The following is a 26,112-nucleotide window of genomic DNA, read 5'->3' on the forward strand; positions in this document are numbered from 1 at the left end:
ACCATGAAATATCTGTCTACCAAGATCGGGCGGCTGCGGCTCATTGCCTTGCTGGAAGGTTTGTCGTTGCTGGTACTTACCGGCATCGCCGTGCCCATGAAATATGCCTGGCATGATCCCTCGCTCGTAAAAGCCTTGGGCCCGGTGCATGGCCTGCTCTTCCTTTTCTTCGTGATCAATACCATCAGCGTGGGCATTGAATACGGCTGGAAATTCAAACAAACCACCTGGAAGGTGTTGCTGGCCTGCATCATCCCATTCGGCACATTTTACATCGACTACACCATCCTGCGCCGCATGCCCCCAAAGGAAGCATGAACACCGCTTATTTATTCGTTATTTTAGTGGTATGTTACCGCCCTTATTACAAGACCAGATGGCCCTGGATCCGGCCACCCGCGAGCGGTACTCCGCCCTGTTCCACCAACAAACGGTACCCGCACGCACGGTGCTGCTACAGGAAGGGCAGGTATCGCAGCGGGCTTACTTCATTATAAAAGGCTGTCTCCGCGTGTGGGTCAACCACCAGGGACGGGAGCTTACCTGCCAGTTCTTTTTTGAGGGAGAAGGCGTGTCTTCTATTGAAAGCTTCCGCGCGCAAAAACCCAGTGAATACACGATTGAAAGCATTGAAGCCTGTGAGTTATACTGGATCCACCGGGAAGATTTTATCCGCATACAGCAGGAGCAGCAACACAACGTAGTCTTCCTGCAACAATACATAGAAGTCATTTATAAACGCCAGGTGCACTACATGCACTTGTTCTTTTCCTTTATCCGTCATACACCGGCGGAACGCTACCAGCGGCTCATGAAAGAGCGGCCGGATATCATTATGCGGGTGCCGCAACATTATATTGCCTCTTACCTGGGCATTACACCAGTGTCATTGAGCCGCATCCGCAACAAGTTGCTGCGGTCGTGAATGCTTATTAAATGGTATAAAAAAAGCGGGTGTCCCAGTAAAAGAGACACCCGCTTTTGTATGCGTAAGCATTGTTTTAAAATTCATCGTCCTCTTCATCCTCCTCCTCTTCCTCTTCTTCCAGCCATTCCAGGTAGGCATAATACCAATCTTCCAGGTCTTCCAGCAACTGCTGCTTGCCTTCCGGCTTGTCTTTGAAAAATTCGTCCACGTTATCCAGTTCCTCCACGATGTCAATATAGGCGTGGTCTTCATCTTCCTCCACCCGCTTGGCAAAGAACCGGGGCGGCTCCGTGTGGAAGATGTACTCATTCTCCGGATCAGTTACCGGATCATCTGCGATCATAAACTTGGGTAATGCCATGGTCTTTGTTTTTTGCGGTAAACGAATTTATCGATTATCCCGCAACAAAATCCGGTCCATTCCCGCTTTTTCTGCAAGGATGGCAGGCTTGGCTTTAGCGCGGCAAGCATGCACTTTAATCCGCCGGGATAAACGCCACTTCCCCCAGGACCAGCATAGACATTTTTATCACGATGCTCGCAGGTATACGTCCATCTTTCACCCGCAGCGTGCGGGTTTCATAACCAACAGCGCTCACTGTGAGGCTGAAATGCTTTGGTAGCGCAGCCTCCGGCCGGAGGGTAAAATAGCCTTCCCTGTTTGTCACCGCATGCAGCCGGTGCGATGCAACCGACACAATGGCTCCTGGCAGGGCATGTCCTTTTTCATCCACTACGCGGCTCTGCAAGGTGATGCCGGTATCTGCCGGCAGGGGCACCCGGTGCAGTGTTACTACCTGTACCAATGGTGCGCGGGGTGCAGCGGATAAGGCCATGGGCGCACACAAAACGAAACATGCCGCCAGCGTCCATACGGGCAGCCACGTTTTATGCGGACCGGTAGCAGGCAGCAAAGGCGCCGGGATGCTCATTTCCCGGCCTAACTGGCCCGCGCGGAAACGTCCGCAGCCACCGCCGCTTTGGGCCAGCGCCACCAGTACTTCAGCGTCTGTCATGCCGGTAAAATCTGTTACTGTTTTCTGGCAATTGTTGCAAAAACGGCCCTGTTCCTGTGGCGTCATCGCCGCCCAGTCTTCATGGCAGGGAGTGGGGATCATTAACTGCATACGTTGCTGGTTTTAATCAATTCGCTTTGTATTGTGACAGGGTGGGGATCGATAATTGCATACGCTGCTGGTCTTAATCAATTCGCCTTGTATTGTGGCAGGGAGTGGGGATCAATAGTTGCATATGTTGTTGGTTTTATCAATTCGCTTTTGTATTCCGGAAGCGGAGCTGCAGGTCATCTCCTGCACGGCGCAGGGTTACCGTTACGTGCTGCACATGACGATGATCATCCGACAAGCGCAGGTGAAGCGGCTGGTCCGTCGTAACGGAAAGTGGCAGTTGCACATAAAAATGTCCCGACGCATCACTGCTTCCAGGTGCATGCTGGCCTTCCACGTTTATCGTTATTCCGTGCAGCGGCTTTCCCCGTTCATTCACCACTACGCCTGCTAGTACGCGGTAAGGTGCTATTTTCCCCATCATGTACGGCCCCTCCGTGTGGGAAATATTCGCGGGTGCAGCCGTATCCTGCGCCTGGGAAACTGTTACGTTACTGGCGTGTTGCTGTTGTGCGTGTGCCTCCGGCAATGCCTGCACCAGCAAAAAGGAAGTAAAGGCCGCCGCTGTTAATACCGGCATTCTGAATGGCGCCCGGTGCGCAGAATGCACTTCCAACGGGCGGTCCAACTGCATGGTGGTAAAACGCCCACAACAATTGCCCCCTGCATTGCGGATCGCCTCCAATATTTCCCCGTCTGTGAGCTGCGTGAAATCAATGACACGCTGTGTACAACTACCGCAAAACCGGCCATCCCGTACCTGTGCCATGGCATCCCAGTTTTCATGGCAGGGCAGATCAACATGGAGAAACTGTTTCATCGCAATACATTTTTAAACCAGCGGACCAGCCAGTTATACCCAGGATGTATACAATGGGATGATTCCATACCGGCGGCACTGCTTTTTTCGTACAAGCCCACCCTTTCAAAAATTTATTTGGCGAAATCAATTACACAATTTAATTTTATACAATCGAATTGAACACAATGAAAACATTAAAACTGGAAGATCATCTCTGTTTCACCATCTACGCCCTCTCCCGGCAGATCACCTGCGTGTACCGGCCGGCCTTGGACGCGCTGGACCTCACCTACCCCCAGTACCTGGTACTGGTGCTGCTCTGGGAGCAGGATGGCCGCAGCGTAAAGGAACTGGGGCAACGTCTTTACCTGGACAGTGGTACCCTCACTCCTCTGCTCAAACGCCTGGAAGAAAAGCAACTCCTGCACCGCCAGCGCGACCAGCAGGATGAGCGTGTCGTGAATGTGCACCTCACCACCGCGGGCAAAGCCCTGCAGGAAAAAGCGCCCACCATTACCAACGCGCTGATGGAGAAAATGGACCTTCCCATAGACCAGATCATTGCACTGCGCGAACAGCTGGCCACGCTCCTGCAAAGCCTGGAAGCATAGTGGACCTTCCCATAGACCAGGTCATTGCACTGCGCGAACAACTGGCCACGTTCCTGCAAAACATAGAAGCATAGTATTTTATCTCACATTCCCATCACCATAAAAACTCATCAAAATGGAAAATTTGTATACCGCACAAGCAACCGTAACCGGTGGCGGTCGTAATGGTCATGTAACATCAGCCGACGGAATTTTGGATGTAGATGTAAGAATGCCCAAAGAGCTGGGAGGCCCCGCCGGCGCACACTTCAACCCCGAACTGTTCTTTGCCGCCGGTTATGCCGCCTGCTTTGACAGTGCATTGGGAGCCGCAGGCCGCATTGAAAAACTCCCTGCTTTCACCAGCAGCACCACCGCAGCCGTGACCATCGGTAAAGATGCTTCCGGCGGCTTTGCCCTGGCCGTGACCCTCACCGTAGAGATCCCCGGCATGGAGAAGGCAGCAGTAGAAGACCTGGCCCACAAGGCACATCAACTGTGCCCCTACTCCAAGGCCACACGTAATAACATTGAAGTCACGATCAAGGTGAAATAAGCATGTAGTAAGTAGTGCGGGTGGCACTTTGAAGATACAAACCATAGGCATCTAGTAACAATACTAATGGGAACGTATATAAGTATTTTTCATTGACTACGTTCCCGTTCCACCAGATTGGATAACACTTTCAGCACCGCCATCCGCCATACTTCCGCTTACCGCATAATACGGCTCCATTTCTGGCCCTGCCTGCCATTTGTTAAGCGCTTGTTATCACGGGTCATTTCCCGGCATTCACCAAGTCAAAAACAGCGTTGACCAAATACGGCTTGACAGGGCAGCCTGCTCCACTATCTTTGTATCAGGTTTTTCATAGGATATGGTTAAAATTTTGAAGGCGGTGTTCTCACTGCCTTTTTTTATGCCCCTATGGGAGCTTGTTTTCGGCTAAGTTGGCTATTGGAATTATGCTAATTTTGAGATCTATGAAAACCTTACCGCCGGTCCTGGTACGCCTTGCCCGCTTTTTCTCTGTCCTTGGCCATCCCCTGCTCCTGGGATCCCTGGTGGCCGTCTTCCTTTCCCTGCAGGCCTTCGGCGTTCGCCAGGCCCTGATCGCCGCCGGCATCGTGATCGGTATTATTACCCTGCCTGTAACCTTATGGAACCTCCGCAAAACGCGCAAGGGCGAATACAGCAACTTTGATGTGTCCGTACGTACCCAGCGCACTTCCTTTTATGTGTTCCTCATCGGGGCATTTGCACTGGCCACGGCCATCCTGGTGCTCACCCACCAGCCCCGGGCGCTTACGCTGGGCGTGGGGTTTGCCCTGGGCATGATGGTGGTCTGCTTTGCGGTGAATGCCTTCCTGGTGAAGACATCCCTCCACAGTGCCACGGCTTTTTTCCTCTCTTTCACGGTGATGTACTACCGGGTGGACCTGGGTGTAGGTATGCTGGTCTTTTCCGCCGTGGTAGGGATTTCCCGCCTGCTGCTGGGCAGGCACACACTGCGGGAGATCTGCAGTGGCATGGTCATTGGCGTAGCCACCGGCATTGGTTTGCTATGTGCCCTGCCTGCCCGCGGGCAAATACTTTGACGGCTAACAACCAAACGCGGGCATTATTCGTTTATAATTTTATACACCAGGTTTGCACCGACACCTCCTATCCGCTCATTTTTAATGTTTGTGTATGCATAATATCATCATTGCCGAACAAGGCGACAACGTCGTACTTATAGATGTGCAGGATGTTTTTGAAGAAGTGTTCAGGATCCCCGTGAAAGCATTGACCAGAGTAAAGAAAGTGGACCACTGCCTGGTATCCGCCTGGGTACTGGAGCTCCGCAATAAAAGCTGGGCCACCCTCACCTTCCTCTACGAACTGGCCACCGCCATCCAGACCAAGGCGCCGGATAACCAGATAGACTGGAAACATACCTTCTACATCGTGGAAAATGACGACTACCACCAGCAGCTGGCCACGCTGAAGGTATTGTTCTCCACCTTCCCCCGGGAAGTGCCCGATGCCGAAAAAGTAGTGTACACCAAGAAAGTGGAGCGCCAGACCCGCTACCGTGATATAGAAATGGCCATTATGAACATCGTGGTGGCAAACCTGGAAACCTACGCACTGCCTTACAGCGACCGGTGGAGCTAGTCCTCTTTCCACAGCTGCCCCCGCCTGCCGGTTTGTTATATCCCCCGGCACCGCTCCCGCCTTTGCCCATTTAATAATAATAATGAATATATAACATATATTTATTATCATTATTCAACGCCCTGGAACGCCTGATTATTCCCGCCTGCAAGTCCTTTATTTTACATTATCTTTGCGCCTCTTGATGTAAACGAACATGAAAGCATTGACATTATTTGTGCGCTACCGCTTCCCCTTGGGGATCGTTTTGCTGATCGGCGGTATTGCCATGGGTATCACCGTGGGTTGGTGGGAAGCTACCATCATCCTGTTCCTGGCAGCAGTCTGCCTGGTATCTCACTTCATGCTGGGCCCCATGCGCCTGGTGCAGGACGCCGTAGAAGCCGGCGATATTGAAGGTGCACAGCGTATTCTCAACAGTATTAAATTTCCGAAACTGTTATACAAGCCTATCCGCTCCGCTTATTACATGATGCAGAGCAACCTGGCTATGACCAACCAGGACCTGGACAAGGCAGAACATTCCATCCGCGAAAGCATCAAGGCGGGCAGCCCCCTGAAAGACCAGGAAGGCATGCAGTACATGCAGCTGGGCGCCATTGCCCTCCAGAAAGGCGATATCAAAACGGCGGATGCCAACCTGCGGAAGGCGCTTCGCCTGGGCCTGCCGGATAAGGAAAACAAAGCGGCCGCATTGCTCCAGCTTACTTCCATTGCCATGAACCGCCGCGAGTTCAAAGTGGCGAAAGATTTTTTCCGCCGCGCTAAGGCGGAGAAGCCTACCACCAAAGAACTGGTATCACAGATCAAAGAGATCGACAAGTACATTTCCCGCATGCCGGGCTGATGCTACCTGCATATCATATTGAAAGCCGTATCCCCTGCCGGGTGCGGCTTTTTTACTGGGGTCAAGCCCGGGTGGGCAGGGGGGCAAACCAGGCAACGGGGCACCCTCCTTTTTGCTATTCATTTCAATTCTTTGTACCTTCACCTCCAACCATCTGTTTAACTATCATTATGTCTATCAAGCAACTGAATCCACGCATGAGCGTACTGCTGCTGTTTATGCTGGCAGCGGGCATCCTGCGTATCATCCTGGTAAAAGCCAGTGCCGGCAATATCTCCCCGTTGGCCAACTTTACCCCGATCGGTGCCATGGGTCTTTTTGGAGGCGCCTATTTTTCCCGGAAATGGAAATCTTACGTCTTCCCCCTGCTCACCCTTTTCCTCAGTGACATTGTGATCAATAGCATGATCTACCACCTGCCCCTGTCGTCCGTGATCACATACCAGGGCTGGTATTTCACTTACCTCGCATTTGCCGCCATGGTGCTGGTGGGCCAGTTCATGAAAAACGTAACGGTGACCAATGTGCTGATAGGTGCTGTAGCGGCAGCCTGCATCCATTGGATCATTTCCGACATCGGTCCTTTCCTGTTTGGTACGGATATCACTACCGGCCTGCCTTTTGAAAAGAGCTTCGCCGGCTTCCAGCGCTGCCTGTACCTGGCTATTCCCTTTGAACTGAAATTGTTCTGGGGTAACCTGATCTACGGTGCTATCTTCTTTGGTTCCTTTGAATTGATGCAACGCCGCTTTCCTGTACTGGCAAAGCAGGCACTTTAAGATATTTTCCTGTAAACGGGCTGTCGTTTAGCGCGGCAGCCTTTTTTATCCAATTCTCTTCATACCCGGTTGTGTCCCCGGCTTCGCCGGTGATGCATTAAAAGGGAATCCGGTACAAAGCCGGAGCTATTCCCGTAGCTGTAATCCGCCCGTTCCGGTTTTTCCGGAACACTTGCAGCAGTCATGATGCCACTGTCATCGGATAAAACCGTGATGGGAAGGCGACTGTGTAAGGCGGTAAGCCAGAAAACCTGCCGTCTATGATTTTTTTGTAAACATCGCTTTCGGGTAAAAGGCGCGGTACAGTTGTCTTGCAGGCATTCATTCCTGCGTTTCCGCATTTTACTGCTATTCATTTTTCCCGGGCATTCTTTTAATCAACCACACCGCAGGCCTTTCCGGCAGCGGTTTATATTATTATGCAGCACCGGGATGTTCCGCTTCGTTTTCATATCTGCCGCATGGTCTTGTGCGGCGCAGGCCTGTTCATGGCCGCCCAGGCCAGGGCGCAGCAGCCCACGCCAGACAGTGCCCATCAGCTTACCGGCGTGGAAGTGACCAGCCGCCTGGCAGATACCAGCCTGCATGGTCCCTTGCCGGTGCAGTCCGTCAGCCAGCAGCAACTTACCCATCTGAACGTGCCCTCCGTGGCCCAGGCGGCCCAGCACTTTGCCGGCGTGATCGTAAAGGACTACGGCGGCCTGGGTGGCCTCAAAACCGTATCTGTACGCAGCCTGGGCGCTAACCATACCGGGGTATTGTATGATGGCATAGCGATCAGCGACATCCAGAACGGGCAGATAGACCTGGGTAAATATTCCCCGGATAACCTGGCCCGCCTTTCCCTGTACAATGCCCAGCCCACAGACCTGCTTTCTACCGCCCGTGCTTACAGCTATGGGGCGGCCCTGGAACTGCAGACCGCCACTTTTGATACAGCCGGCCACAAGCCCCTGCAACTACAAACCCGCGTAAAAGGCGGCAGCTGGGGTTATATTGATCCGTCTCTCACCCTGCACTACAAGGCCGGTAAAACGTATACCACTTCTTTCAATGCGCAATACCGCAGCATCACGGGTGATTATCCTTACATCACAGACAATGGCGTGGCCACCCTGCACCAGCGCCGCACCAATGCCGGCATTCACAGCCTGCGGCTGGAGCAGGACAACCGCTTTGCCTGGAAAGACGCGTCCACCCTGCAATTGAAAGCTTATTACTACGATGACTCCCAGCAACTGCCGGGGGCAGATATCCTTTACAGCACACCTGGCAACACCCATCTCTGGAACCGGCAGGCCTTTGCACAAGCTGCTTATTTTAAACCGGTGGGTGACGGCTGGCAACTGAAGCTGAATGGCAAATTCTCGTATATCCATACCCGTTATTACGATCCGGGCCTGGGAAATGGGACCGGCCTGCAGGACAACCATTACAACAGCTATGAAAGCTACGCCTCCGCGGTGCTGACACGCAGCCTGGGCCGGCATTTCATCCTTGCATATGCCAGTGATGGCATCTACAATAAGCTCAATGCGGATGTAAAAGCATACGCCTTCCCGGAACGCTTTACTTTTCTTAACGCACTTACCGCCCGCTACTACACGCCCCGGCTGGAGATCCAGGGCAATGCACTGAGCACTATCCTAAATGAGTCTGTACAAACCGGCCCTACCGCGCAGCACCGCAACCTGGTGACGCCCACCGTGAGCGCCAGCTGGAAACCATTTACCACAGCGGATTTCAGGCTAAGGGGATACTACAAACAAATATTCCGCGCACCTACTTTTGATGAATTGTACTACAGCACTTTCGGCAACCCCACCCTGAAACCGGAATACGCCACCCAGTACGATGCAGGTGCCACCTGGCAGCGCCATTTTTCCCGGGTGTTGTCACTGCTGCGCATCAGTGCCGATGGTTACTACAACACCGTGCGCGACAAGATCATCACCCTGCCGGGCAAGAATGCCTACTCCTTCAGCGTGATCAATTTTGGAAAAGTGCATATCACCGGGGCCGATGTAAATGCCCAGGCCTCCCTGCAGCCACTGCATGGCTGGATATTGTCGATGGCGGCCAATTACACTTACCAGCAGGTGCTGGATGTAACCACCCCCGGCGCCCCGCAGTACAAGGGACAACTTCCTTACACGCCCCTGCATTCCGGAGGGCTCATGTGCAGCGTGGAAAAACACGGACTGGTGATCAGTTATAACGGCATTTACTCCGGCTACCGCTATGCGCTCAGTGATAACACGCCGTCAAACTATATGAGCGGCTTTACCGTGCATGATGTCAATGCCTCGTACAACCTTGGCAGCTGGACCGTGATGGGAGCCGTGAACAATTTTACCGATGAACGCTATGCGGTGGTGCGCAACTTTCCCATGCCGGGAAGGAGCTACCAGCTGGGCATTCAATGGAAATACTAACGCTACTTATTCTACTTAAATACACTGTCATGAACAAACGACTTTACCTGGCAATAGCTGCCACGCTGGTGCTTTTTGCCTGCAGCAAGAAAAACGATGTAACCCCTACGCCGCCCAAAGCTGATTCCGCCACCGGTGTGTATGTGCTTACAGAAGGCGCATTTAACGGTAACAACGCCGGCCTTTCCTTCTATGACATAAAGACCAAACAGCTGAGCCTCCATCTCTTTGCCAGCGTAAACCAGCGCGCGCTGGGCGATGTGGCCAATGACATTGCTATTTACGGCAGCAAGATGTACATCGTGGTCAATAACTCCAACAACGTGGAGATCATGGACGCGCATACGGTAAAATCACTGGCCACCATTCACGTAGACAACCTGCAGCCCCGCCACATTGCGTTTGCCAACGGCAAAGCCTATGTTACTTCTTACGCAGGCAAACTGCTGGTGATAGACACTGCTACAAACCAGGTTGCAAATACGGCCACTATCCGCCCCGGTGCAGAAGGTATCGTGATCGTGAATAATAAAGTGTACATCGGGGTACCGGGTGTATGGCCTAGTTCCAATCAAACTATCTTATCTGTTCTGGACCTGAACACGCTGGCGGAACAAAAAACCCTCACCGTGGGCCCCAACCCCAACCAGCTCGCCACCGACCAGTATGACCACCTGCTGGTGTTGTGCGCGGGTGATTACGACAAGGTCCCGCCATCCCTGGCCACCATCAGCCTGTTGGACGACAAGGTATTGCAGAACGATACCACGGTAAAGGCAGACAACATCGCCATCTACAGGAACCGCGCTTACCTTTATAAGTCGACCTATAAGGACGACAGCAAGCAGCCCGTGATGGTTTACAACCTGGCGACCGGCAAGCTGCAGGATGGCAACTTTATTACAGATGGCACCACCGTTGGCTACTATTACGGTATCTCCGCCGATGCGGTAACCGGCGATGTATACGTAACAGATGCGCTGAGTTATGGATCTTCCAAGGCGAAGGTGACCTGCTTTGACAGCAATGGCAAAACCCGGTTCACCATTGCATTGAATGACTATGCCTCTTTTGCAAGCAAGGTGATATTCCTGCGTTAAGCCCGAAATGCCCGGCTGTAAGCATTGCAGCCGGGTTACCTTTTCATTTTCAATCCGGTAAACGATGATCGCAGTTTCCTTTCTTCCCGCTGCCACGCAGATGATCTACGACATGGGCCTGCAGCACCTGCTTAAGGGTGTCACCTTTGAGTGCCCGCCCGCTGCGCTGGCGGAGCAGCCACCCGTGGTGCGTTGTGTACTGGAAGGCCATGCCTATTCCAGCGAGGAAATAGACCGCATTTTCTCCGCCTCCAAAGCGCAGGGCAAAAGCCTTTATTACGTGGATGAGCCGCTCCTGGCATCCATTGCGCCGGATGTGATCTTTACCCAGGATGTATGCGAAGTATGCCAGATCGATACGGCCTGCACACAGGCCGCCATCCATAACCTGCCAAAACAGCCGGTACTCTTGCCATTATCACCCAATAACCTGGATGATGTACTGCAATGCGCCGTGACCATTGCCACGGCGCTGGGGCAGGAGGAAGCAGCTTACCGCTACCTGGCCGGCCTTACCCGCCGCACGGACCATATCCTGGACACCCTGCGTGCCCACCGCGCCCCGCTGAAGCGCGTGCTGCTCATGGAATGGATGGCCCCCGTGTACAACTGCGGGCACTGGATCCCCTTCCAGGTGGCACAGGCAGGCGGTGTAGATATGCTTTCCAATCCTGCCGGCGATTCTATTGTAACGTCCTGGGAAAAAATACGGAAATACGACCCGGAAGTGCTGGTGGTGGCTCCCTGTGGTTTTACCATACAGCGCTCCCGCGAAGAGCTGCACCTGCTCACGGCCCGCGAAGGATGGAACGAGCTGCAGGCCGTGCGTAACAAAGCCGTGTTCCTGGCGGATTACGACCTGTTTACCCAGCCGAGTGCCAGTACCCTGGTAGACGGGATCGAAATGCTGGCGGCCCTTTTTCATCCAGGATTGTTTACCTTGCCGGCTCACCTGCAGCATAAGTGCATGGCCCTGCATACAGCCACGGTGCGCTCCTGAAGGGCCCCGGCTTAAGTATATATCCGTTCAATCCAGGTTATCATTATGTAAAGCTGCCAGCCTCCATTTCCGGACTGGCAGCTTTTTCTGTATTTTTCGCTATGCTTTATCTGATCACCGGCGGCGCCCGTTCAGGGAAAAGCCGTTACGCACAAGACCTGGCCTTACAGCTGTCGCCCACCCCGGTGTATGTGGCCACTGCCCGCATCTGGGACCAGGATTTTGAACAGCGGGTACGCTATCACCAGCAGGAGCGCGGCCCGGAATGGACCAGCTACGAAGAACAGGAACGGGTAAGCGCCCTGCCCATACAGGGCAAGGCCGTGGTGATAGACTGCATTACGCTGTGGCTTACCAACTTTTTTGTGAAGCACCAGTACGATACCTCGCTGGCGCTCCAGGCTATCAAGGAAGAAATTCTTGCCATCCATAAAATGGAGGGGCATTTCATTTTTGTGACCAACGAGATCGGAATGGGCGTGCACGCTGAAAGTGAAGCAGGGCGCAAGTTTACAGACCTGCAGGGCTGGACCAACCAGTTCATTGCCCGCCTGGCCGATAAAGTGGTACTCATGGTTTCCGGCTTGCCCATGACCATTAAATAATACAACGCATGTTAGCAACCTTACGCATTACCGCCCCGGATCAATCCCTGTCTGCCGCACTGCAACAGTGTATTGACCAAAAGACAAAACCCCTCGGCGCCCTGGGACGCCTGGAAGCACTGGCCCTGCAGGCCGGCCTTATTCAGCAGAGCCTCCACCCCATTGTACATAAACCCGGTATCATCGTGTTTGCCGGCGATCATGGCATAGCGGCACAGGGGCTTGTAAATCCTTATCCACAGGCCGTTACCGCCCAGATGGTCTATAATTTCCTGAATGGGGGCGCCGCTATCAACGTGTTCTGCGCGGTGCACAACCTGGCCCTCTCCGTGGTGGATGCCGGCGTAAACCACAATTTCACGCCCCACTCTGATTTGGTAGACCGCAAAGTGGCCATGGGTACCCAAAATTACCTGTACGGCAAGGCCATGACAGACAGCGCCTGCCATGAGGCCCTGGAAGCCGGCGCCGCCCTGGTGCGGGAAAAACAGGCTGCCGGGTGCAATACCATCGGCTTTGGCGAAATGGGCATTGGCAACTCTGCCGCTGCCTCCCTTATCATGCACTGCATTACCGGCATCCCGCTGGAAGACTGTGTGGGCGCGGGCACCGGGGCAAACGCCACCCAGCAGGCACTGAAACTGAAAACCCTGCAGCACGCCCTCGAAAAGCATGGTGTGCCGGACGATCCTTTTGATGTACTGGCTACCTATGGCGGCTTTGAGACCGTTATGATCTGTGGCGCCATCCTGCAGGCAGCCGCCCTGCAGATGATGGTGGTGATAGACGGCTTTATTGTAACCGCCGCGCTGCTGGCTGCACACAGGGCTCACCCGGATGTGCTGGCCTATTGCGTGTTTGCGCACAGCTCCCACGAAAAAGGACACCGCGCCATGCTGGCATACCTGGGAGCCGCGCCCCTGCTGCAGCTGGACATGCGCCTGGGAGAAGGTACCGGTGCCGCACTGGCCATTCCCCTGATAAAATCTGCCGTTGGATTCCTGAACCACATGGCTACATTTGCGCAGGCAGGCGTGTCTACCTCCGGCACAACCGCATAAGCCTTTATGAAAAAACAACTGCAATTTTTCCTGGCAGCGGTGATGTTCTATACCCGCATTCCCGTGCCCCGCAATATGCGGCACGATACAGCTCAGCTGAATGCCGCTACGAAATACCTGCCGCTCATTGGATGGGTGGTAGGCGGCGCAGCTGCGCTGGCGTTGTTTGTCTTTTCCAAGGTGCTGCCCTGGCCCGTAGCGGTGCTCCTCAGCATGGCCCTTTCCCTTTGGATCACCGGCGCTTTTCACGAAGATGGATTCGCCGATTTCTGTGATGGCTTTGGCGGTGGATGGACCAAAGAAAAGATCCTGGATATTATGAAAGACAGCCGCATAGGCACCTATGGTATGGCGGGCCTGCTGCTGGTGCTGTTGCTTAAATTCTGCTGTCTTAGTCAGCTGTCCCCCGTTCCCGCACTGGTGGCGCTTTGCGTGGCACATCCACTGAGCCGCTTTGTAGCGGTAACGGTGATCTATACCGATACTTATGTGCGGGCAAATGAAGACGCCAAGGCCAAGCCTGTATCTAAAGGAATTACGGCCGGGGGCCTGGCAGTAGCGGCGTGCTTCGCATTCCTGCCGCTGGCGGTTTGTTTGTACTGGTGGTATAGTATGCACCTGCTACTACTTACCGGCGTGCTGCTGGTAGTGCTGGTACTGGCCCGCTGGTACATGGTGCGGCTTATGCGGCGCTGGATAGGTGGCTACACAGGCGATTGCCTGGGCGCCGTGCAGCAGGTAGCGGAGATCATGATCTACCTGGTGCTGAGCGTGCAACTGTGGCCGCTGTTTTGATGTATCTTTGCGGCTTTACACCACATGCGCATATACCTGATAAGACATACCACGCCCTGTATTCCCCGGGGTACCTGTTACGGCTTTACCGACCTGGATGTAGCACCTACTTTTGAAACGGAAGCCAGCCGCCTGCGGCCCCTGCTGCCGGCCGTACCGCTTAACGTATATGCCAGCCCGTTACAACGCTGCTACCGCCTGGCACAGTTCCTTTTTCCTAATGCCCCCATCAACGCAGATGACCGCCTGAAAGAGCTGAACTTTGGCGACTGGGAAATGCAGCGCTGGGACGACCTGGGCGAAAACGCCCTGCAGGCCTGGATGACAGACTACGTGCACACGCGCGTACCAGGTGGGGAAAGTTATGAAGACCTCTACGCCCGTTCCATCGCCACCCTGCTGGAAATAACCACCACCGGCCAGGATAGCGCTATCGTTACCCATGGGGGCGTGATCCGCAGTATACTGGCCTATGTGATGAACACACCCCTGGAACAGTCTTTTGAAACCCGTGTAGAGTGGGGCCGCATGGCGCGGCTGGATTACGATGGGAAGGCATTCCAGGTAGTTGGTATTGATGAATAGATACCGCATTCCGCCAGGCAGCCAAAAAAGTTTGTTCATTTTGCGTATGCTCCTGTGCGTGAGCCGGTTCCCTGGCCTCCATTCATTATATTTGTGAAAACTTAATACCATGTTTGAGTTCGATTCCAGGCAGATCATCACTGTAACCATTACCCTGTTTGCAATGATCGATATCCTGGGCTCATTGCCGGTACTGCTTTCGCTCCGTGAAAAGATGGGGCATATCGATGCTGCAAAGGCCACGCTTGCATCTGGTTTTCTCATGATCCTTTTCCTGCTGGGTGGCGAGCCGTTTCTTCGCCTGCTCAGCGTGGACGTGCATTCCTTTGCGGTAGCCGGTTCCATCGTGATCTTCGTGATCTCCATGGAAATGATCCTGGGTATAGAATTTTTTAAAGGCGATAGCGATGCCAAAACGGGAAGCCTTATCCCCATTGCGTTTCCGCTCATTGCCGGTAGCGGTACGCTTACCACCATCATGTCACTGAAAGCAACCATCAACCCCAATAATATTTTTGTGGGCATCGTCATTAACCTGGCCATCATCTTCGCGGTGCTGCGCTCCCTCAGTTTTATAGAGCGTATACTGGGCAAGGCAGGCCTCATGGTGCTGCGCAAATTCTTTGGTGTGATCCTGCTGGCCATTGCGGTGGGCATTTTCAAAAGCAACGTAAGCCTTATCAACGCCGGCATTGGCTCCCACTAAAAGCCGGTTTGTTTATCTCTCGGGGAAACAGTATTTTTGCCGTCCACTACCGGGTTCCGTAGTACAATGGATAGTATAAGGGTTTCCGAAGCCTTTGATGCAGGTTCGATCCCTGCCGGAACCACCAGAGCGGGAACAATGCCATTACGTGCATTGTTCCCCTTTTTTTTGCGCCCGGGCCTCCGTTTAGCCTATGCTACTGCTGCCCGTGCGGACAGGCGCCTTCACTTACATCAAATGGCACCATTCTTGGATTACTATCCATGAACCAATCAATTACTTATATGAGCACTGCAAATCATTGCAAAGTTTTCCTGCTGGCCGCCGGGCTGGGTGCATTTGCCACTCTGGGCGCCCAGGCACAAGGCATAGACAGTACCGCTAAAAAGGTAGGTAACAAAACCGCTGAAATTGCTGTAAAAGGGGCCTCCACCGTATCACAGAAAGTCTACAAAGGCAAGGAAGGTCCGCACGGGGAAACCGTTTACATCACCAAAGATGACAAGAAATTCATCGTGGACGATAAGGGCAAAAGGGTGTACCTGAAGCCATCTCAGATCCACAATAAAAAAGACTAATCCCGGCGAAAAACCAGGATTACTGCGGATCTATGAACCGCACAAACAGGGGTTAATGACCAGAAGACGTGAAATGCGAAACGGCAGTTCATCTTTTTATTGGTCATTAACCTCTTTTTTTTACAGTCCTTACTCACTCAGCTCCAGCCAGCGCATGCCCTTTTCATCCAGCAGGGCCATGATCTCCCCAACGCGGCGGGCGGCGGCGTCCAGCTCTTCGTAAGGCAGGCTGCCGGCTCCCATTTTTTCATCAAGTTGCTTCTTTTCTGCTTCCAGTGCTTCAATGTCCTTTTCCAGGAGTTGCAGCTCCCTTTGCTCTTTGAAACTGAGCTTTTTGGTAGCTGGCTTTTGCGGTGCGGCGGGGGCAGCGGATGGCTGGGGCTCACTGGAAGCGGGCTTTTCAACCGGTACTGGCATTTCCTTTATCTTTTCCTGGTCTTTTTCCCAATCGCGGTACTGGGTGTAGTTGCCGGGGAAATCGCGTATCACCCCGTTGCCTTCAAATACAAACAGGTGGTCTACCAGCTTGTCCATGAAGTAGCGGTCGTGGCTTACAATGAGCAGGCAGCCCTGGTAGCTGAGCAGGAAATCTTCCAGGATGCTCAGGGTGGGCAGGTCCAGGTCGTTTGTGGGTTCGTCCAGGATGAGGAAATTGGGATTGCGGAAAAGGAGGGACAGCAGGAACAAACGGCGTTTTTCACCCCCGCTTAACTTGGAGATGAAAGTGTATTGTTTTTCCGGGGTGAAAAGGAAGAGTTGCAGGAACTGGGCGGCGCTCACCTTGGTGCCATCTGCCAGGGGAAAATTTTCCGCAATGTTCTTCACGAATTCGATCACCCGCATATCTTCCTTTACTACCAGGCCTTGCTGGCTGTAGTTGCCAAACACCACGGTCTCCCCTACGTTGATCTTGCCGGAATCCGGCTGCTCCAGGCCCATGAGCATGTTGAGGAAGGTGGATTTACCCACCCCGTTCTTCCCCACCACGCCGATGCGTTCTCCTCTTTTGAAAGTATAGTCAAAGCCCTTGAGAATCTGCAGGCTGCCGAACGATTTATATACTTTTTTCAGTTCCAGGATCTTGCCACCCAGGCGGGTCATTTTCACATTAAGCTCCAGTTGCTGTTGCTCCAGGCGCTGTTTGGCGCGTTTTTCCACATCATAAAAAGCGTCCTGGCGCGATTTACTTTTGGTAGTGCGGGCCTTGGGTTGCTTGCGCATCCATTCCAGCTCCTTGCGATACTGGTTGCGGGCTTTCTCCACGCTGCTGCGGTCCATATCCTCGCGGGAGGCCTTCTTTTCCAGGTAGTTCTCGTAATCGCCCTTATAGATGAAGAGTTGCTGGCGGTCCAGTTCCATGATCTCGTTACACACACTGTCAAGGAAGTAGCGGTCGTGCGTTACCAGCAGCAGGGTTACCCGTTCCTGGTCCAGGTAATTTTCCAGCCACTCGATCATGCTTACGTCCAGGTGGTTGGTAGGTTCGTCCATGATGAGGAGGGTGTGGGTGTGCTCAAACCCAATATCAATAAGCACTTTAGCCAGGGCCACGCGCTTTTGCTGGCCACCGGAAAGGCTGCTCACGGGCTGGTCCAGGTGGTGGATGTTGAGGCGGCCGAGGATCTGCTTCACCTTGGCGTCAAAATGCCAGGCATTCAGCTCGTCCATCCGGGCAATGGCTTTGGTCAGTTCGTCCAGGTCTGGTTCCTGGTCTTCATCTGTAAGTTGTTCATAGGCTTTGATGGCCTGGAGCACAGGGTGGTTGTAGTTAAAGATATTCTCCAGCACAGATTTGTGGAGGACGAAGTCCGCCTGCTGTTCCAGCATTACCACGGTCACATCCTTGTGGATCCATACTTTGCCGGCATCGGCCACTTCCTTGCCACAGAGGATGCGCAGGAGCGTGCTTTTACCAGTACCGTTCAGGGCCACCAGGGCTATTTTGTCGCCTTCTTCAATGTGAAAGCTGATATTTTCGAATAAAGGCGTAGCGCCGTAGGACTTGGTGAGCCCTTCTACCGTAACATAATGCATGGCGCAAAGTTAACAAACTACCACCTTGTTTGGTGGGCATTGTTTGCAACCGGAGTTCGATCGCAAAACCTCCTGCAGGAGTTACGGGTATAAAAAAAGCAGCCCGGATGAGCGGGCTGCTTTGCTATTCAAAAAGAGTGGATGCTTTAGAAATCGTAATACAACTGGCGGAAGGAAGCCCGCAGGCCAATGTTGAAGATCAGCTCCTTGCGGTCCATGAGGTCATTAGACTCCTTGCGGCCGGTAACACCTACTTCCAGGCGGAGATTATTCTTAGGATTGAGCAGGTAGGACACGGTGCCGGTTACGTAGATCAAATTGGTGCCTACGCCCTGGCCAATATGGTTACCATACTCCAGGGTGCGGGTTTCGTAAGATTTATTGATGTCGTGCCCGTAGTTGGTACCGGCGCTGTCCAGTCCATAATGCGCCAGTTGGATCTCTCCCCGCAGGAACCAGCGGCGATAGCGGTAGTCCGCTACGTTCACCCATTCCACAAAGTTAGCCCCCAGCGGGTCTGTAAGCGGCTGGCCATAATGGCTGTAGTTGTTGAGCGTAGTGCGCTGCGAGAAGGTGAAGGGCCGCGCAAAATTGCCTTCTGTGAGGAAGTTCAGGTTTTGTGCATGGAAAATGTCATTGGCACGGAAGCCCAGCTGACCGCCAAATTTATTGCCCCACCAGCCATTGCCGGCCGTTATTTCCTTGAACTTAAATTCGTCCAGGATAAACTGGCCATAGAGGTTGGAATGCTTGCCGGTAACGTATTTGAGGTTAAGGCCCATTAAGGCGTTGTCCGGGGAGCCTACGGAAAATTCCACGGGGCGCAGGAACATGATAGGATTGAGGTAGCTCATATCAAAACCGCGCTTGCCAGATGAATCGGAGTCCTGCCAGATCACGGTTTCAAATAAACCAATGGAAAGTTTTTTGCTCACATTCCAATCCAGGTAGTTGAAGACACCCCATTTTTTGCGGTAGCCGTTATCGTAAGATGCTTTGGGATAAAAGCGGTCTATGAACTGGGCCCACATGGTGGTGTATTGTATTTTACCAACGGTAGCCACCACTTTGAAATAAGGATAGTTGAACGCCACGTCGGACAGCAGCATGGAGCGGTAGCCATCGCCTATAAAGTTCTTGCCATAGCCCAGTTGCAGCTGCAGGAACTTGGCAGCCTTGTAATCCAGTACGGCAGAAGAATAGGCGAAGTCGAATGCTTTACCATTGTTGTAAGATTTCCATTCTCCCTGGCCGGGTACCAGTTGGGTTTTGCGGCCCCACTCATCTACATAGCCGGGAAACTTGCCCTGGTTCTCGTAGAATTCAGAATAGAAATGAAAGCGTTGTCCCAGGCGGCCGCCTACGATCACACCGCGGGTATTGAGCCAGTCGGTGCCATTGCGGGAGCTGTGGCCCAGTTGGAAATCGGGCAGGAAGTCTGCATAGAAATCGTAATCAGGGTTGTTATACTCCAGGAGGTGCTCCTGGAATAATTTGCGGTGCCACCAGGAGCGTTTCTTCGTGGAATCGCCCAGTGGGGGCAGGTTCCAGGCCGGGCGTACACTATAGTCGCGCAGGGAGGAGTGAAAGTTGGCGGAATCGCCGGTAGCGTTGTAAAAGCCCAGTGAGTACTGATCGCCTGGGTTTTGCGCATAGGTAACACTGATGGCCATGCAGCAGCAAATGGTCAGCAGTACAGTCACAACGTTTTTTATTTGCATGGTGTGCGGTTTGCGTTGTTTTATTTGAGGTGATTCTGGAATACGGGGGCCAAAGATAGCATTTTAAGCACCAAGGCCGGAATGCAAGGATTATTTTATGATTAGACTGTTGATACATGGTAGTTACAGGTATCACAGCAGCGCCTATACGACCCATGTATCCTTCACCCCCTCGTATACGGAGCGAATACCCTCTTCCAGTCCTATCCGGGCTTTCCAGCCCCTGTTACTAAGCCGGGTTACATCCATCAGCTTACGGGGCGTGCCATCCGGCTTGCTGGTATCAAACACCAGCCGCCCTTCATAACCTATAACGCGCTGTACTAGCCTGGCCAGATCAGCAATGCTAATATCTTCCCCAATACCTATATTCAGAAAGCCTGGTTCATCGTATGTTTTCATGAGGAATACGCAGGCATCCGCCATATCATCTGCATGCAGGAATTCCCGCAGCGGCGTACCGGTTCCCCATACTACAACCTCCGGTGCATTGGTCACTTTTGCGGTGTGAAACTTGCGGATGAGCGCTGGCAGCACATGAGAGCGCTCCAGGTCGTAGTTGTCATTAGGTCCATAAAGATTGGTAGGCATAACGGAAATAAAATGGCTACCATATTGCGCACGATAGGCATCTGCCATTTTTATGCCAGCAATTTTAGCGATGGCATATGGCTCATTGGTAGGTTCCAGCAGGCCGGTGAGTAGGGCTTCTTCTTTCAGGGGCTGGGGGGCCAGCTTGGGATAGATGCAGGAGGAGCCCAGGAACATCAGTTTCGTAGTGCCGTGCAGGTGGGCAGCCTGCATGATGTTACTCTGTATCATTAAGTTATCATAAAGGAACTCCGCCCGGTAGGTGTTATTGGCAACGATGCCTCCCACTTTAGCGGCGGCCAGGAAAACGTAATCCGGCCGTTCCGCGGCAAAAAAGGCATCTACAGCGGTTTGCTGGCGGAGGTCCAATTCCGAAGAAGTACGGCCTATAATATTATTGAATCCTTCCTGTTGGAGTCTTCTCACAATAGCCGATCCCACCATACCCCGGTGGCCGGCTACATATATTTTATCGGTAGGTTGCATGCTATTCAAATTGGTTCAGCACTTTATAACCTGCGTCTTTCAGCAGTTTTTCCCGGCGGAACAGGGCTACGTCTGCGGCTACCATTTCCTTCACCAGGGCGGGCAGGTCATATTGAGGTTGCCAGTCCAGCTGTGTTTGCGCTTTGGTAGGGTCGCCTACCAGCAGGTCTACTTCTGTGGGGCGGAAATAGCGGGGATCAATATTTACCACTTCCTGGCCGGGCTGCAGCACGGAATCCTTAGCAGTTACTGATCTCACGATGCCTTTTTCATGTACCCCCTCGCCGGTAAATTCCACTTCTGCGCCCACTTCCGCGAACGACATACGGATAAATTCACGCACGGTAGTGGTAATGCCGGTGGCGATGACATAATCTTCCGGTTTATCCTGCTGGAGAATGCGCCACATGGCTTCCACGTAATCCTTGGCGTGGCCCCAGTCGCGTTTTGCATCCAGGTTACCCATGAACAGCTTGTCCTGCATACCCAGGTGCAGCTTGGCCACCGCACGGGTGATCTTACGGCTTACAAACGTTTCACCGCGGAGGGGGCTTTCATGGTTGAAAAGAATGCCATTGCAGGCATACATACCGTAGGCCTCCCGGTAGTTCACTGTGATCCAGTAGGCATATAGTTTTGCAACGGCGTATGGAGAACGGGGATAGAAAGGTGTGGTTTCCCGCTGCGGCACCTCTTGTACCAGGCCATAAAGCTCGGAAGTAGAGGCCTGGTAGACCTTTGTTTTTTGTGTAAGGCCCAGCAGGCGCACTGCTTCGAGGATACGCAGGGTACCCAGGCCGTCTGCATTGGCGGTATATTCCGGGGTTTCAAAGCTTACCTGTACGTGGCTCATGGCACCGAGGTTGTAGATCTCATCGGGCTGTACCTGCTGGATGATACTGATGAGATTTGTGGCGTCTGTGAGGTCTCCGTAGTGAAGGGTAAGGTTTATGCCGGATTCATGGGGGTCCTGGTAGAGATGGTCAATGCGGTCTGTATTGAACAGGGAGCTTCTCCGTTTGATACCATGGACGTGGTAACCTTTTTTGAGGAGCAACTCTGTGAGGTAGGCTCCGTCCTGGCCGGTGATGCCGGTGATGAGGGCTGTTTTCATAAAAACGATTATCTGCTTATTTAACACAGGACATAATCCATGACAACCTGTTTAAAAGCATGCAAAAATATTGTCTTTCACATCGCCACCAGTCAACCACGTTAGAATTTGATTAAATTATCTATCAAAAATTCCTGCCAAATTATCTGAAAGCAGATTTACGCAATAAATTATTTGCCTAGTTTAATAGCATAAAACCGGGTTGTAAAATGATTTTTTGCCTTAAACGAAATATTCTTGTCGGCAAGCAATTTATCTATTCTCCTGTAATCAAACCCAAAATGCGTCCCCCAGCCTGGTCTCGATGGGTCCCTGTACACCGAAATATCCTTGCCGCGCAGCAGGTCACTAAAATAGTTTCTGGATTTTACAACCCCGAGTTCCTGTAGGGTGTATCCCTTGTACACATTGCGTTTAAGAAGATATTTTGTAATACCCCAGGGGCCAATTTCTATTGGGACCGTTATCAGTATCCGGGCATCAGATTTGCCCATTTCAATTAGATTGGATATCGCTTGGGGCAAATTTCCAACATGCTCGAGAGTTTCAAAACATGTTATAACATCAAATTGGCATTTGAACTTCACCGGCAAATCATTGTTAAGATTAATTTGGTCAAATCTTATGTGGGGGTATGATTTCCGAGCGGCCAGGACATGCTCTTCTACATATTCAAGTCCTACCGGCTTTTTTACGGCATACTTTTTCGTTATCAAATTCGTAATAAAACCATTACTGCAACCAACATCAGCGAAAAGATCATCTTTAATCGAAAATCTGTCCAACTGGCCAAAAATCACCTTTAGCCGGTATCGATGGGGAAGACTTTTAAGACTCTTCTTTTTATAGGTAAGCGAATGGTCTACAGGCATAATATAATGATTTTTTATTCTATTTAACGAAGATAATCAGATTCCTTAAATACGAAAATTTTATCATAAAAACCGAAAATAGTGGTTTTAACATCGTTAATTGACAATAATCTTAAATCTACTGTGAAATGAACAAGCTACTTTTTTCATTTTTGTTGTGCAGTTGCGCCCAGATGTGTTCCGCTCAAAAGCAACAACAGAATCAGGCAGTGATTGATAAATTAATCCAATCCGATACCTATGCCAGGTTAGTGAAAAATGTAAAAACTTCTAACGCTGCCCCTAACAATGTGACACAAATGACCCAGGCAAATGTAAGGGCAATGAACACCAGCACACAGGGGCCAATTACAGCTAATATTAATGACATTGCTACTGCATGTAAGCAGATAAGCGCCAGTTCAGGCGCCGAATCCCGTGCAAACACCTATGGTAGCTTGACGACCTGGTTGGCATCGCCACCCAAATTTACGTGGACCGCCGGCGCAATTGAACAGCCGTCAGCAGCCGCCATGAGCCTGTTAATGCTGCAGAACGATATGAAACATGCAAACACGGGTGAAAAATTAGGGCCACAAATTGAAGAACTGATGACTAGGAGCCGACAATATATACGCTATAGCTGGAATAATGGGAAACAATCATCTTATTTTCAAAATCTGGGAACAGACGAGTTTGAAGAGACCCAGCGGCTTGCCAACGTCGGTTACCGCATATTTGCCTTAGCGTCAATCGCAATGGTCACAAATGATAACAACGCCATGGATACCTTGTCCATGATCGTTAAAAATCAATTCCTGTACGACTACAATAAATCAGGATATTTCCCGGCAACTATCAAATCCGATGGAATTATCGATCAACACAATCTCGGTGGATCCCAGGTCTATAACATTGGTTATGGAGGGGATTTCATCAATGATATGATCCGCTATGGAAACTGGTTCAGAAACACCCCATATGCCTTAAGTGATAAAGAATTCAATACACTTGCAGACCTAATGACAGATGGTACGCAATGGATGTTCTATAAAAACCATCCGGCATTCAACATTATGGGCCGCCATAACGCGCTTATCGTCAATGGTAGTGCCTCTCCGGCTTACATGGACCAACGGGGAAACATTAATTATCTGTCGGCACTAATACAGAACAAAAATACAGATTCATATAAAAAGTTGATGTCATTAAAAAACAGGCTCAATGACTTTGGCAGTTATAATATGGATTCTAGTAAGTACTTCTGGAATTCGGATCTGCTGATCCAATCAAACCCCGATTACTTCGCCTGTATAAAAATGCTTTCCAATAAAACAGGTTCTACAGAAACTGGAGACAGGAACAACCGTGAAGGCATCAACAACTATTACATGGGCGAAGGATCAACAATAATGTTTCATACGGGCAGGGAATACGACAATGCCCGTGCTGTATGGAACTGGCGGGCCATTCCTGGCACCACTGTAAAACAAAAAAACGGTGCATTACCGCTGATTGCGTATGGCCAGTTCTCTGAAAGTAACAATAACATTGCAGGAGGTGTATCCGATGGGAAAACAAGCATCGGGGGATTTTACCTTGATAGAAAAAACAATTATACACAGGTAAATGCGCAGAAGGCATATTTCGCGTTTCCGAAATTCCTGCTATGTCTCGGCAACGGTGTTAACGATAATGCGCCAGACGGGGACAATATTGTAACTACACTCAACCAGTCTGAACGGTTAACCCCCATCGTCTATGCCGCAAATGGCAAACAACCAATGACAGTTGGGACGGATCAAAAAGTAAACACCACTTTAACCTTAAGCAGCCCCTCATGGTTCTGGCAAGACAACACAGGATATATCATTATTCCCTCAGGTGAGGGAAAAACAGTCGTTAACCTAATTGGCGAACAACGGCAAAACAACTGGAATAACATTGATAAGCGAAACCCGTCACAGGTACAAAATGTAAATATCTTCCAGCTTGGCATTGTCCATGGAAACCAAGGCAAATGGAACTGCCAAGAATATATTTATGTTGTTGTTCCTAATGTTACAGCAGACCAGATGGGAGCCCAGTTTACAGCCTTATCAAGCGGCCTTAAAATAGTAAATACAAAGGATCAGCAATCTGTGGCTTACCAGGATTATTTCTGTACGTTGATGTTAGACAGTCGGAAGGCGGAAAATTTTGCATTTGGTAATAATCAATATAAGTTGGCTTCAACTGCCAGGACTGCCGTGATCATTAAAAAAAAGGGGAACCAACTGCGTATAGATGCGAATAAAATGGATAATGGGGATAATAGTGCAGCAAATGTGACTATTGCTAATAGCAATGGGAAAAAACAATCCCTGACAATTCCGGCACCTGCTCCACAGAGTGGATGGTTGCCGGCAGGGAAAGTTCTGATGTTCTAAGCAGACTTGCGGAATAAAGCATTGAGGCGGAGCCCTATTTTTTCAGAGACCGTATACCAAACATTGACAAACATAAAGATGGCAAATTTATAATGCGCTTTGATCCCATTGCCCTCGTACATCTTGAATACCCTCCAATTGTGTTTAACGAGGTCTATTTTATTGGCAGACAAAGAGGTTTGACGGAGTGTATAAGTGGCTAGCGGCTCGAGGATGCCATATGCATACCCGCCACCAGAAAGCATTCCCAGCCAATATGCCCAGTCATGTCGTTTAGGGAAATCCGGCATAGCAGGTTTTCCTATTTGATCCGCGTCATACATGGCGGTAAGGCACCCGATATGGCATTTTTTAAGCAACTGATTATAAGAAAGTCTTTGGGGTACTTTTCGCAGGATTCTCGTAATGCCATTGTCTGCATAATAAGATGTATATGATAAGGCAATATTATGCTCCAGCATAAATTTTACCTGAACCTCCAGCTTGTTGGGAAACCAGGAATCATCGCTGTCAAGGAAGGCGATAAAACGGCCAATTGAAATACTGATCCCATGGTTTCTCGCCTTCACTGGCCCCCCATTCATCGGCATCCTGACGTACTTTATCCTGTTATCTTTTTCTAATAAAGTTAGAACTACTTCTGCAGTATTATCACTAGAATAGTCATCAATGATCAACAACTCCCATTCCTCAAAAGATTGGGCGAGTACAGAATTTATTGTCTTGGTGATATATTTGCCTGCATTATATGCGGGTGTGATAATACTAACAACCGGATCCATAATTT

General features: G+C 51.2%; 27 protein-coding genes, 1 tRNA gene and 1 riboswitch. Of the genes, 19 read left to right on the top strand and 9 right to left on the bottom strand.

Annotated features, from left to right (window positions below):
- Positions 1-3: 3 nt before the first annotated feature.
- Together DCC81_RS01020 and DCC81_RS01025 are read left to right on the top strand one after the other, a co-directional pair.
- Positions 4-318, top strand: coding sequence for a DUF3817 domain-containing protein (locus DCC81_RS01020; RefSeq protein WP_108684736.1), 315 nt, complete (start codon positions 4-6; stop codon positions 316-318).
- 31 nt (positions 319-349) lie between these two features.
- Complete coding sequence (locus DCC81_RS01025) at positions 350-925, top strand: Crp/Fnr family transcriptional regulator (protein ID WP_240612863.1); 576 nt, start codon at positions 350-352, stop codon at positions 923-925.
- Positions 926-1,001: 76 nt separating this feature from the next.
- On the opposite strand, the gene DCC81_RS01030 is transcribed toward DCC81_RS01025, so the two are convergent.
- The 3 genes from DCC81_RS01030 to DCC81_RS01040 form a co-directional block, all read right to left on the bottom strand.
- Positions 1,002-1,289: a hypothetical protein gene (locus DCC81_RS01030; protein ID WP_133177494.1), complete on the bottom strand. Its 288-nt coding sequence runs from the start codon at positions 1,287-1,289 to the stop codon at positions 1,002-1,004.
- A 115-nt stretch (positions 1,290-1,404) separates the two neighbouring features.
- Positions 1,405-2,055: a carboxypeptidase-like regulatory domain-containing protein gene (locus DCC81_RS01035; protein ID WP_108684739.1), complete on the bottom strand. Its 651-nt coding sequence runs from the start codon at positions 2,053-2,055 to the stop codon at positions 1,405-1,407.
- A 139-nt stretch (positions 2,056-2,194) separates the two neighbouring features.
- Complete coding sequence (locus DCC81_RS01040) at positions 2,195-2,875, bottom strand: hypothetical protein (protein ID WP_108684740.1); 681 nt, start codon at positions 2,873-2,875, stop codon at positions 2,195-2,197.
- Positions 2,876-3,042: 167 nt separating this feature from the next.
- On the opposite strand from DCC81_RS01040, the gene DCC81_RS01045 reads away from it, so the two are divergent.
- The 16 genes from DCC81_RS01045 (at position 3,043) to DCC81_RS01120 (ending at position 16,099) form a co-directional block, all read left to right on the top strand.
- Positions 3,043-3,468 carry a MarR family winged helix-turn-helix transcriptional regulator gene (locus DCC81_RS01045; RefSeq protein WP_108684741.1) on the top strand — a complete coding sequence of 142 codons (426 nt, stop codon included), beginning with the start codon at positions 3,043-3,045 and terminating at the stop codon, positions 3,466-3,468.
- A gap of 115 nt (positions 3,469-3,583) precedes the next feature.
- Positions 3,584-4,003: an organic hydroperoxide resistance protein gene (locus tag DCC81_RS01050; protein WP_108684742.1), complete on the top strand. Its 420-nt coding sequence runs from the start codon at positions 3,584-3,586 to the stop codon at positions 4,001-4,003.
- Positions 4,004-4,431: 428 nt separating this feature from the next.
- The gene (locus DCC81_RS01055; protein WP_165806388.1) at positions 4,432-5,046 is read left to right on the top strand and encodes a phosphatase PAP2 family protein; all 615 of its coding nucleotides are present in this window, start codon (positions 4,432-4,434) and stop codon (positions 5,044-5,046) included.
- A gap of 94 nt (positions 5,047-5,140) precedes the next feature.
- The gene (locus DCC81_RS01060; protein WP_108684744.1) at positions 5,141-5,608 is read left to right on the top strand and encodes a hypothetical protein; all 468 of its coding nucleotides are present in this window, start codon (positions 5,141-5,143) and stop codon (positions 5,606-5,608) included.
- A 196-nt stretch (positions 5,609-5,804) separates the two neighbouring features.
- A complete protein-coding gene (locus DCC81_RS01065; protein WP_108684745.1) occupies positions 5,805-6,455 on the top strand; it encodes a tetratricopeptide repeat protein in 651 nt (216 codons plus the stop codon).
- 170 nt (positions 6,456-6,625) lie between these two features.
- The gene (locus tag DCC81_RS01070; protein WP_108684746.1) at positions 6,626-7,234 is read left to right on the top strand and encodes a DUF6580 family putative transport protein; all 609 of its coding nucleotides are present in this window, start codon (positions 6,626-6,628) and stop codon (positions 7,232-7,234) included.
- A 49-nt stretch (positions 7,235-7,283) separates the two neighbouring features.
- Positions 7,284-7,507: riboswitch (cobalamin riboswitch) on the top strand.
- A 188-nt stretch (positions 7,508-7,695) separates the two neighbouring features.
- Positions 7,696-9,669, top strand: coding sequence for a TonB-dependent receptor (locus tag DCC81_RS01075; protein WP_165806389.1), 1,974 nt, complete (start codon positions 7,696-7,698; stop codon positions 9,667-9,669).
- Between the two features lie 29 nt (positions 9,670-9,698).
- Complete coding sequence (locus tag DCC81_RS01080; protein WP_108684748.1) at positions 9,699-10,769, top strand: YncE family protein; 1,071 nt, start codon at positions 9,699-9,701, stop codon at positions 10,767-10,769.
- Positions 10,770-10,833: 64 nt separating this feature from the next.
- Complete coding sequence (locus tag DCC81_RS01085) at positions 10,834-11,769, top strand: ABC transporter substrate-binding protein (RefSeq protein ID WP_108684749.1); 936 nt, start codon at positions 10,834-10,836, stop codon at positions 11,767-11,769.
- 101 nt (positions 11,770-11,870) lie between these two features.
- Complete coding sequence (gene cobU, locus DCC81_RS01090) at positions 11,871-12,374, top strand: bifunctional adenosylcobinamide kinase/adenosylcobinamide-phosphate guanylyltransferase (RefSeq protein WP_108686428.1); 504 nt, start codon at positions 11,871-11,873, stop codon at positions 12,372-12,374.
- A gap of 8 nt (positions 12,375-12,382) precedes the next feature.
- Positions 12,383-13,435 carry a nicotinate-nucleotide--dimethylbenzimidazole phosphoribosyltransferase gene (cobT, locus tag DCC81_RS01095; RefSeq protein WP_108684750.1) on the top strand — a complete coding sequence of 351 codons (1,053 nt, stop codon included), beginning with the start codon at positions 12,383-12,385 and terminating at the stop codon, positions 13,433-13,435.
- Between the two features lie 6 nt (positions 13,436-13,441).
- A complete protein-coding gene (locus tag DCC81_RS01100) occupies positions 13,442-14,230 on the top strand; it encodes an adenosylcobinamide-GDP ribazoletransferase (protein WP_108684751.1) in 789 nt (262 codons plus the stop codon).
- A 24-nt stretch (positions 14,231-14,254) separates the two neighbouring features.
- Positions 14,255-14,815 carry an alpha-ribazole phosphatase gene (gene cobC, locus DCC81_RS01105; protein ID WP_108684752.1) on the top strand — a complete coding sequence of 187 codons (561 nt, stop codon included), beginning with the start codon at positions 14,255-14,257 and terminating at the stop codon, positions 14,813-14,815.
- Positions 14,816-14,924: 109 nt separating this feature from the next.
- A complete protein-coding gene (locus DCC81_RS01110) occupies positions 14,925-15,521 on the top strand; it encodes a MarC family protein (RefSeq protein ID WP_108684753.1) in 597 nt (198 codons plus the stop codon).
- A 52-nt stretch (positions 15,522-15,573) separates the two neighbouring features.
- A tRNA-Arg gene (locus DCC81_RS01115) sits at positions 15,574-15,648 on the top strand.
- A gap of 157 nt (positions 15,649-15,805) precedes the next feature.
- Positions 15,806-16,099: a hypothetical protein gene (locus DCC81_RS01120; protein ID WP_108684754.1), complete on the top strand. Its 294-nt coding sequence runs from the start codon at positions 15,806-15,808 to the stop codon at positions 16,097-16,099.
- A 129-nt stretch (positions 16,100-16,228) separates the two neighbouring features.
- Here DCC81_RS01120 and DCC81_RS01125 read toward each other — a convergent pair whose 3' ends face one another.
- From DCC81_RS01125 to DCC81_RS01145, 5 genes are all read right to left on the bottom strand, one after another.
- Positions 16,229-18,133 carry an ABC-F family ATP-binding cassette domain-containing protein gene (locus tag DCC81_RS01125; protein ID WP_108684755.1) on the bottom strand — a complete coding sequence of 635 codons (1,905 nt, stop codon included), beginning with the start codon at positions 18,131-18,133 and terminating at the stop codon, positions 16,229-16,231.
- Positions 18,134-18,279: 146 nt separating this feature from the next.
- Positions 18,280-19,854, bottom strand: coding sequence for a hypothetical protein (locus tag DCC81_RS01130; RefSeq protein ID WP_108684756.1), 1,575 nt, complete (start codon positions 19,852-19,854; stop codon positions 18,280-18,282).
- A 144-nt stretch (positions 19,855-19,998) separates the two neighbouring features.
- Positions 19,999-20,931: a GDP-L-fucose synthase gene (gene fcl, locus DCC81_RS01135; RefSeq protein ID WP_108684757.1), complete on the bottom strand. Its 933-nt coding sequence runs from the start codon at positions 20,929-20,931 to the stop codon at positions 19,999-20,001.
- A gap of 1 nt (position 20,932) precedes the next feature.
- Positions 20,933-22,045, bottom strand: coding sequence for a GDP-mannose 4,6-dehydratase (gene gmd / locus DCC81_RS01140; RefSeq protein WP_108684758.1), 1,113 nt, complete (start codon positions 22,043-22,045; stop codon positions 20,933-20,935).
- Positions 22,046-22,215: 170 nt separating this feature from the next.
- Positions 22,216-22,917: a class I SAM-dependent methyltransferase gene (locus DCC81_RS01145; RefSeq protein WP_108684759.1), complete on the bottom strand. Its 702-nt coding sequence runs from the start codon at positions 22,915-22,917 to the stop codon at positions 22,216-22,218.
- A gap of 128 nt (positions 22,918-23,045) precedes the next feature.
- On the opposite strand from DCC81_RS01145, the gene DCC81_RS01150 reads away from it, so the two are divergent.
- Entirely contained in the window at positions 23,046-25,325 is a 2,280-nt protein-coding gene (locus tag DCC81_RS01150) for a polysaccharide lyase family 8 super-sandwich domain-containing protein (RefSeq protein ID WP_108684760.1), read from the top strand.
- Here the strand turns inward: DCC81_RS01150 and DCC81_RS01155 are convergent.
- On the bottom strand, positions 25,322-26,107 hold the full coding sequence (locus DCC81_RS01155; protein ID WP_108684761.1) for a glycosyltransferase family 2 protein: 786 nt from the start codon (positions 26,105-26,107) through the stop codon (positions 25,322-25,324). The two genes, DCC81_RS01150 and DCC81_RS01155, sit on opposite strands and share 4 nt — an antisense overlap.
- Positions 26,108-26,112 lie beyond the last annotated feature (5 nt).

This window comes from Chitinophaga parva (assembly GCF_003071345.1).
Classification (GTDB): Bacteria; Bacteroidota; Bacteroidia; order Chitinophagales; family Chitinophagaceae; genus Chitinophaga; species Chitinophaga parva.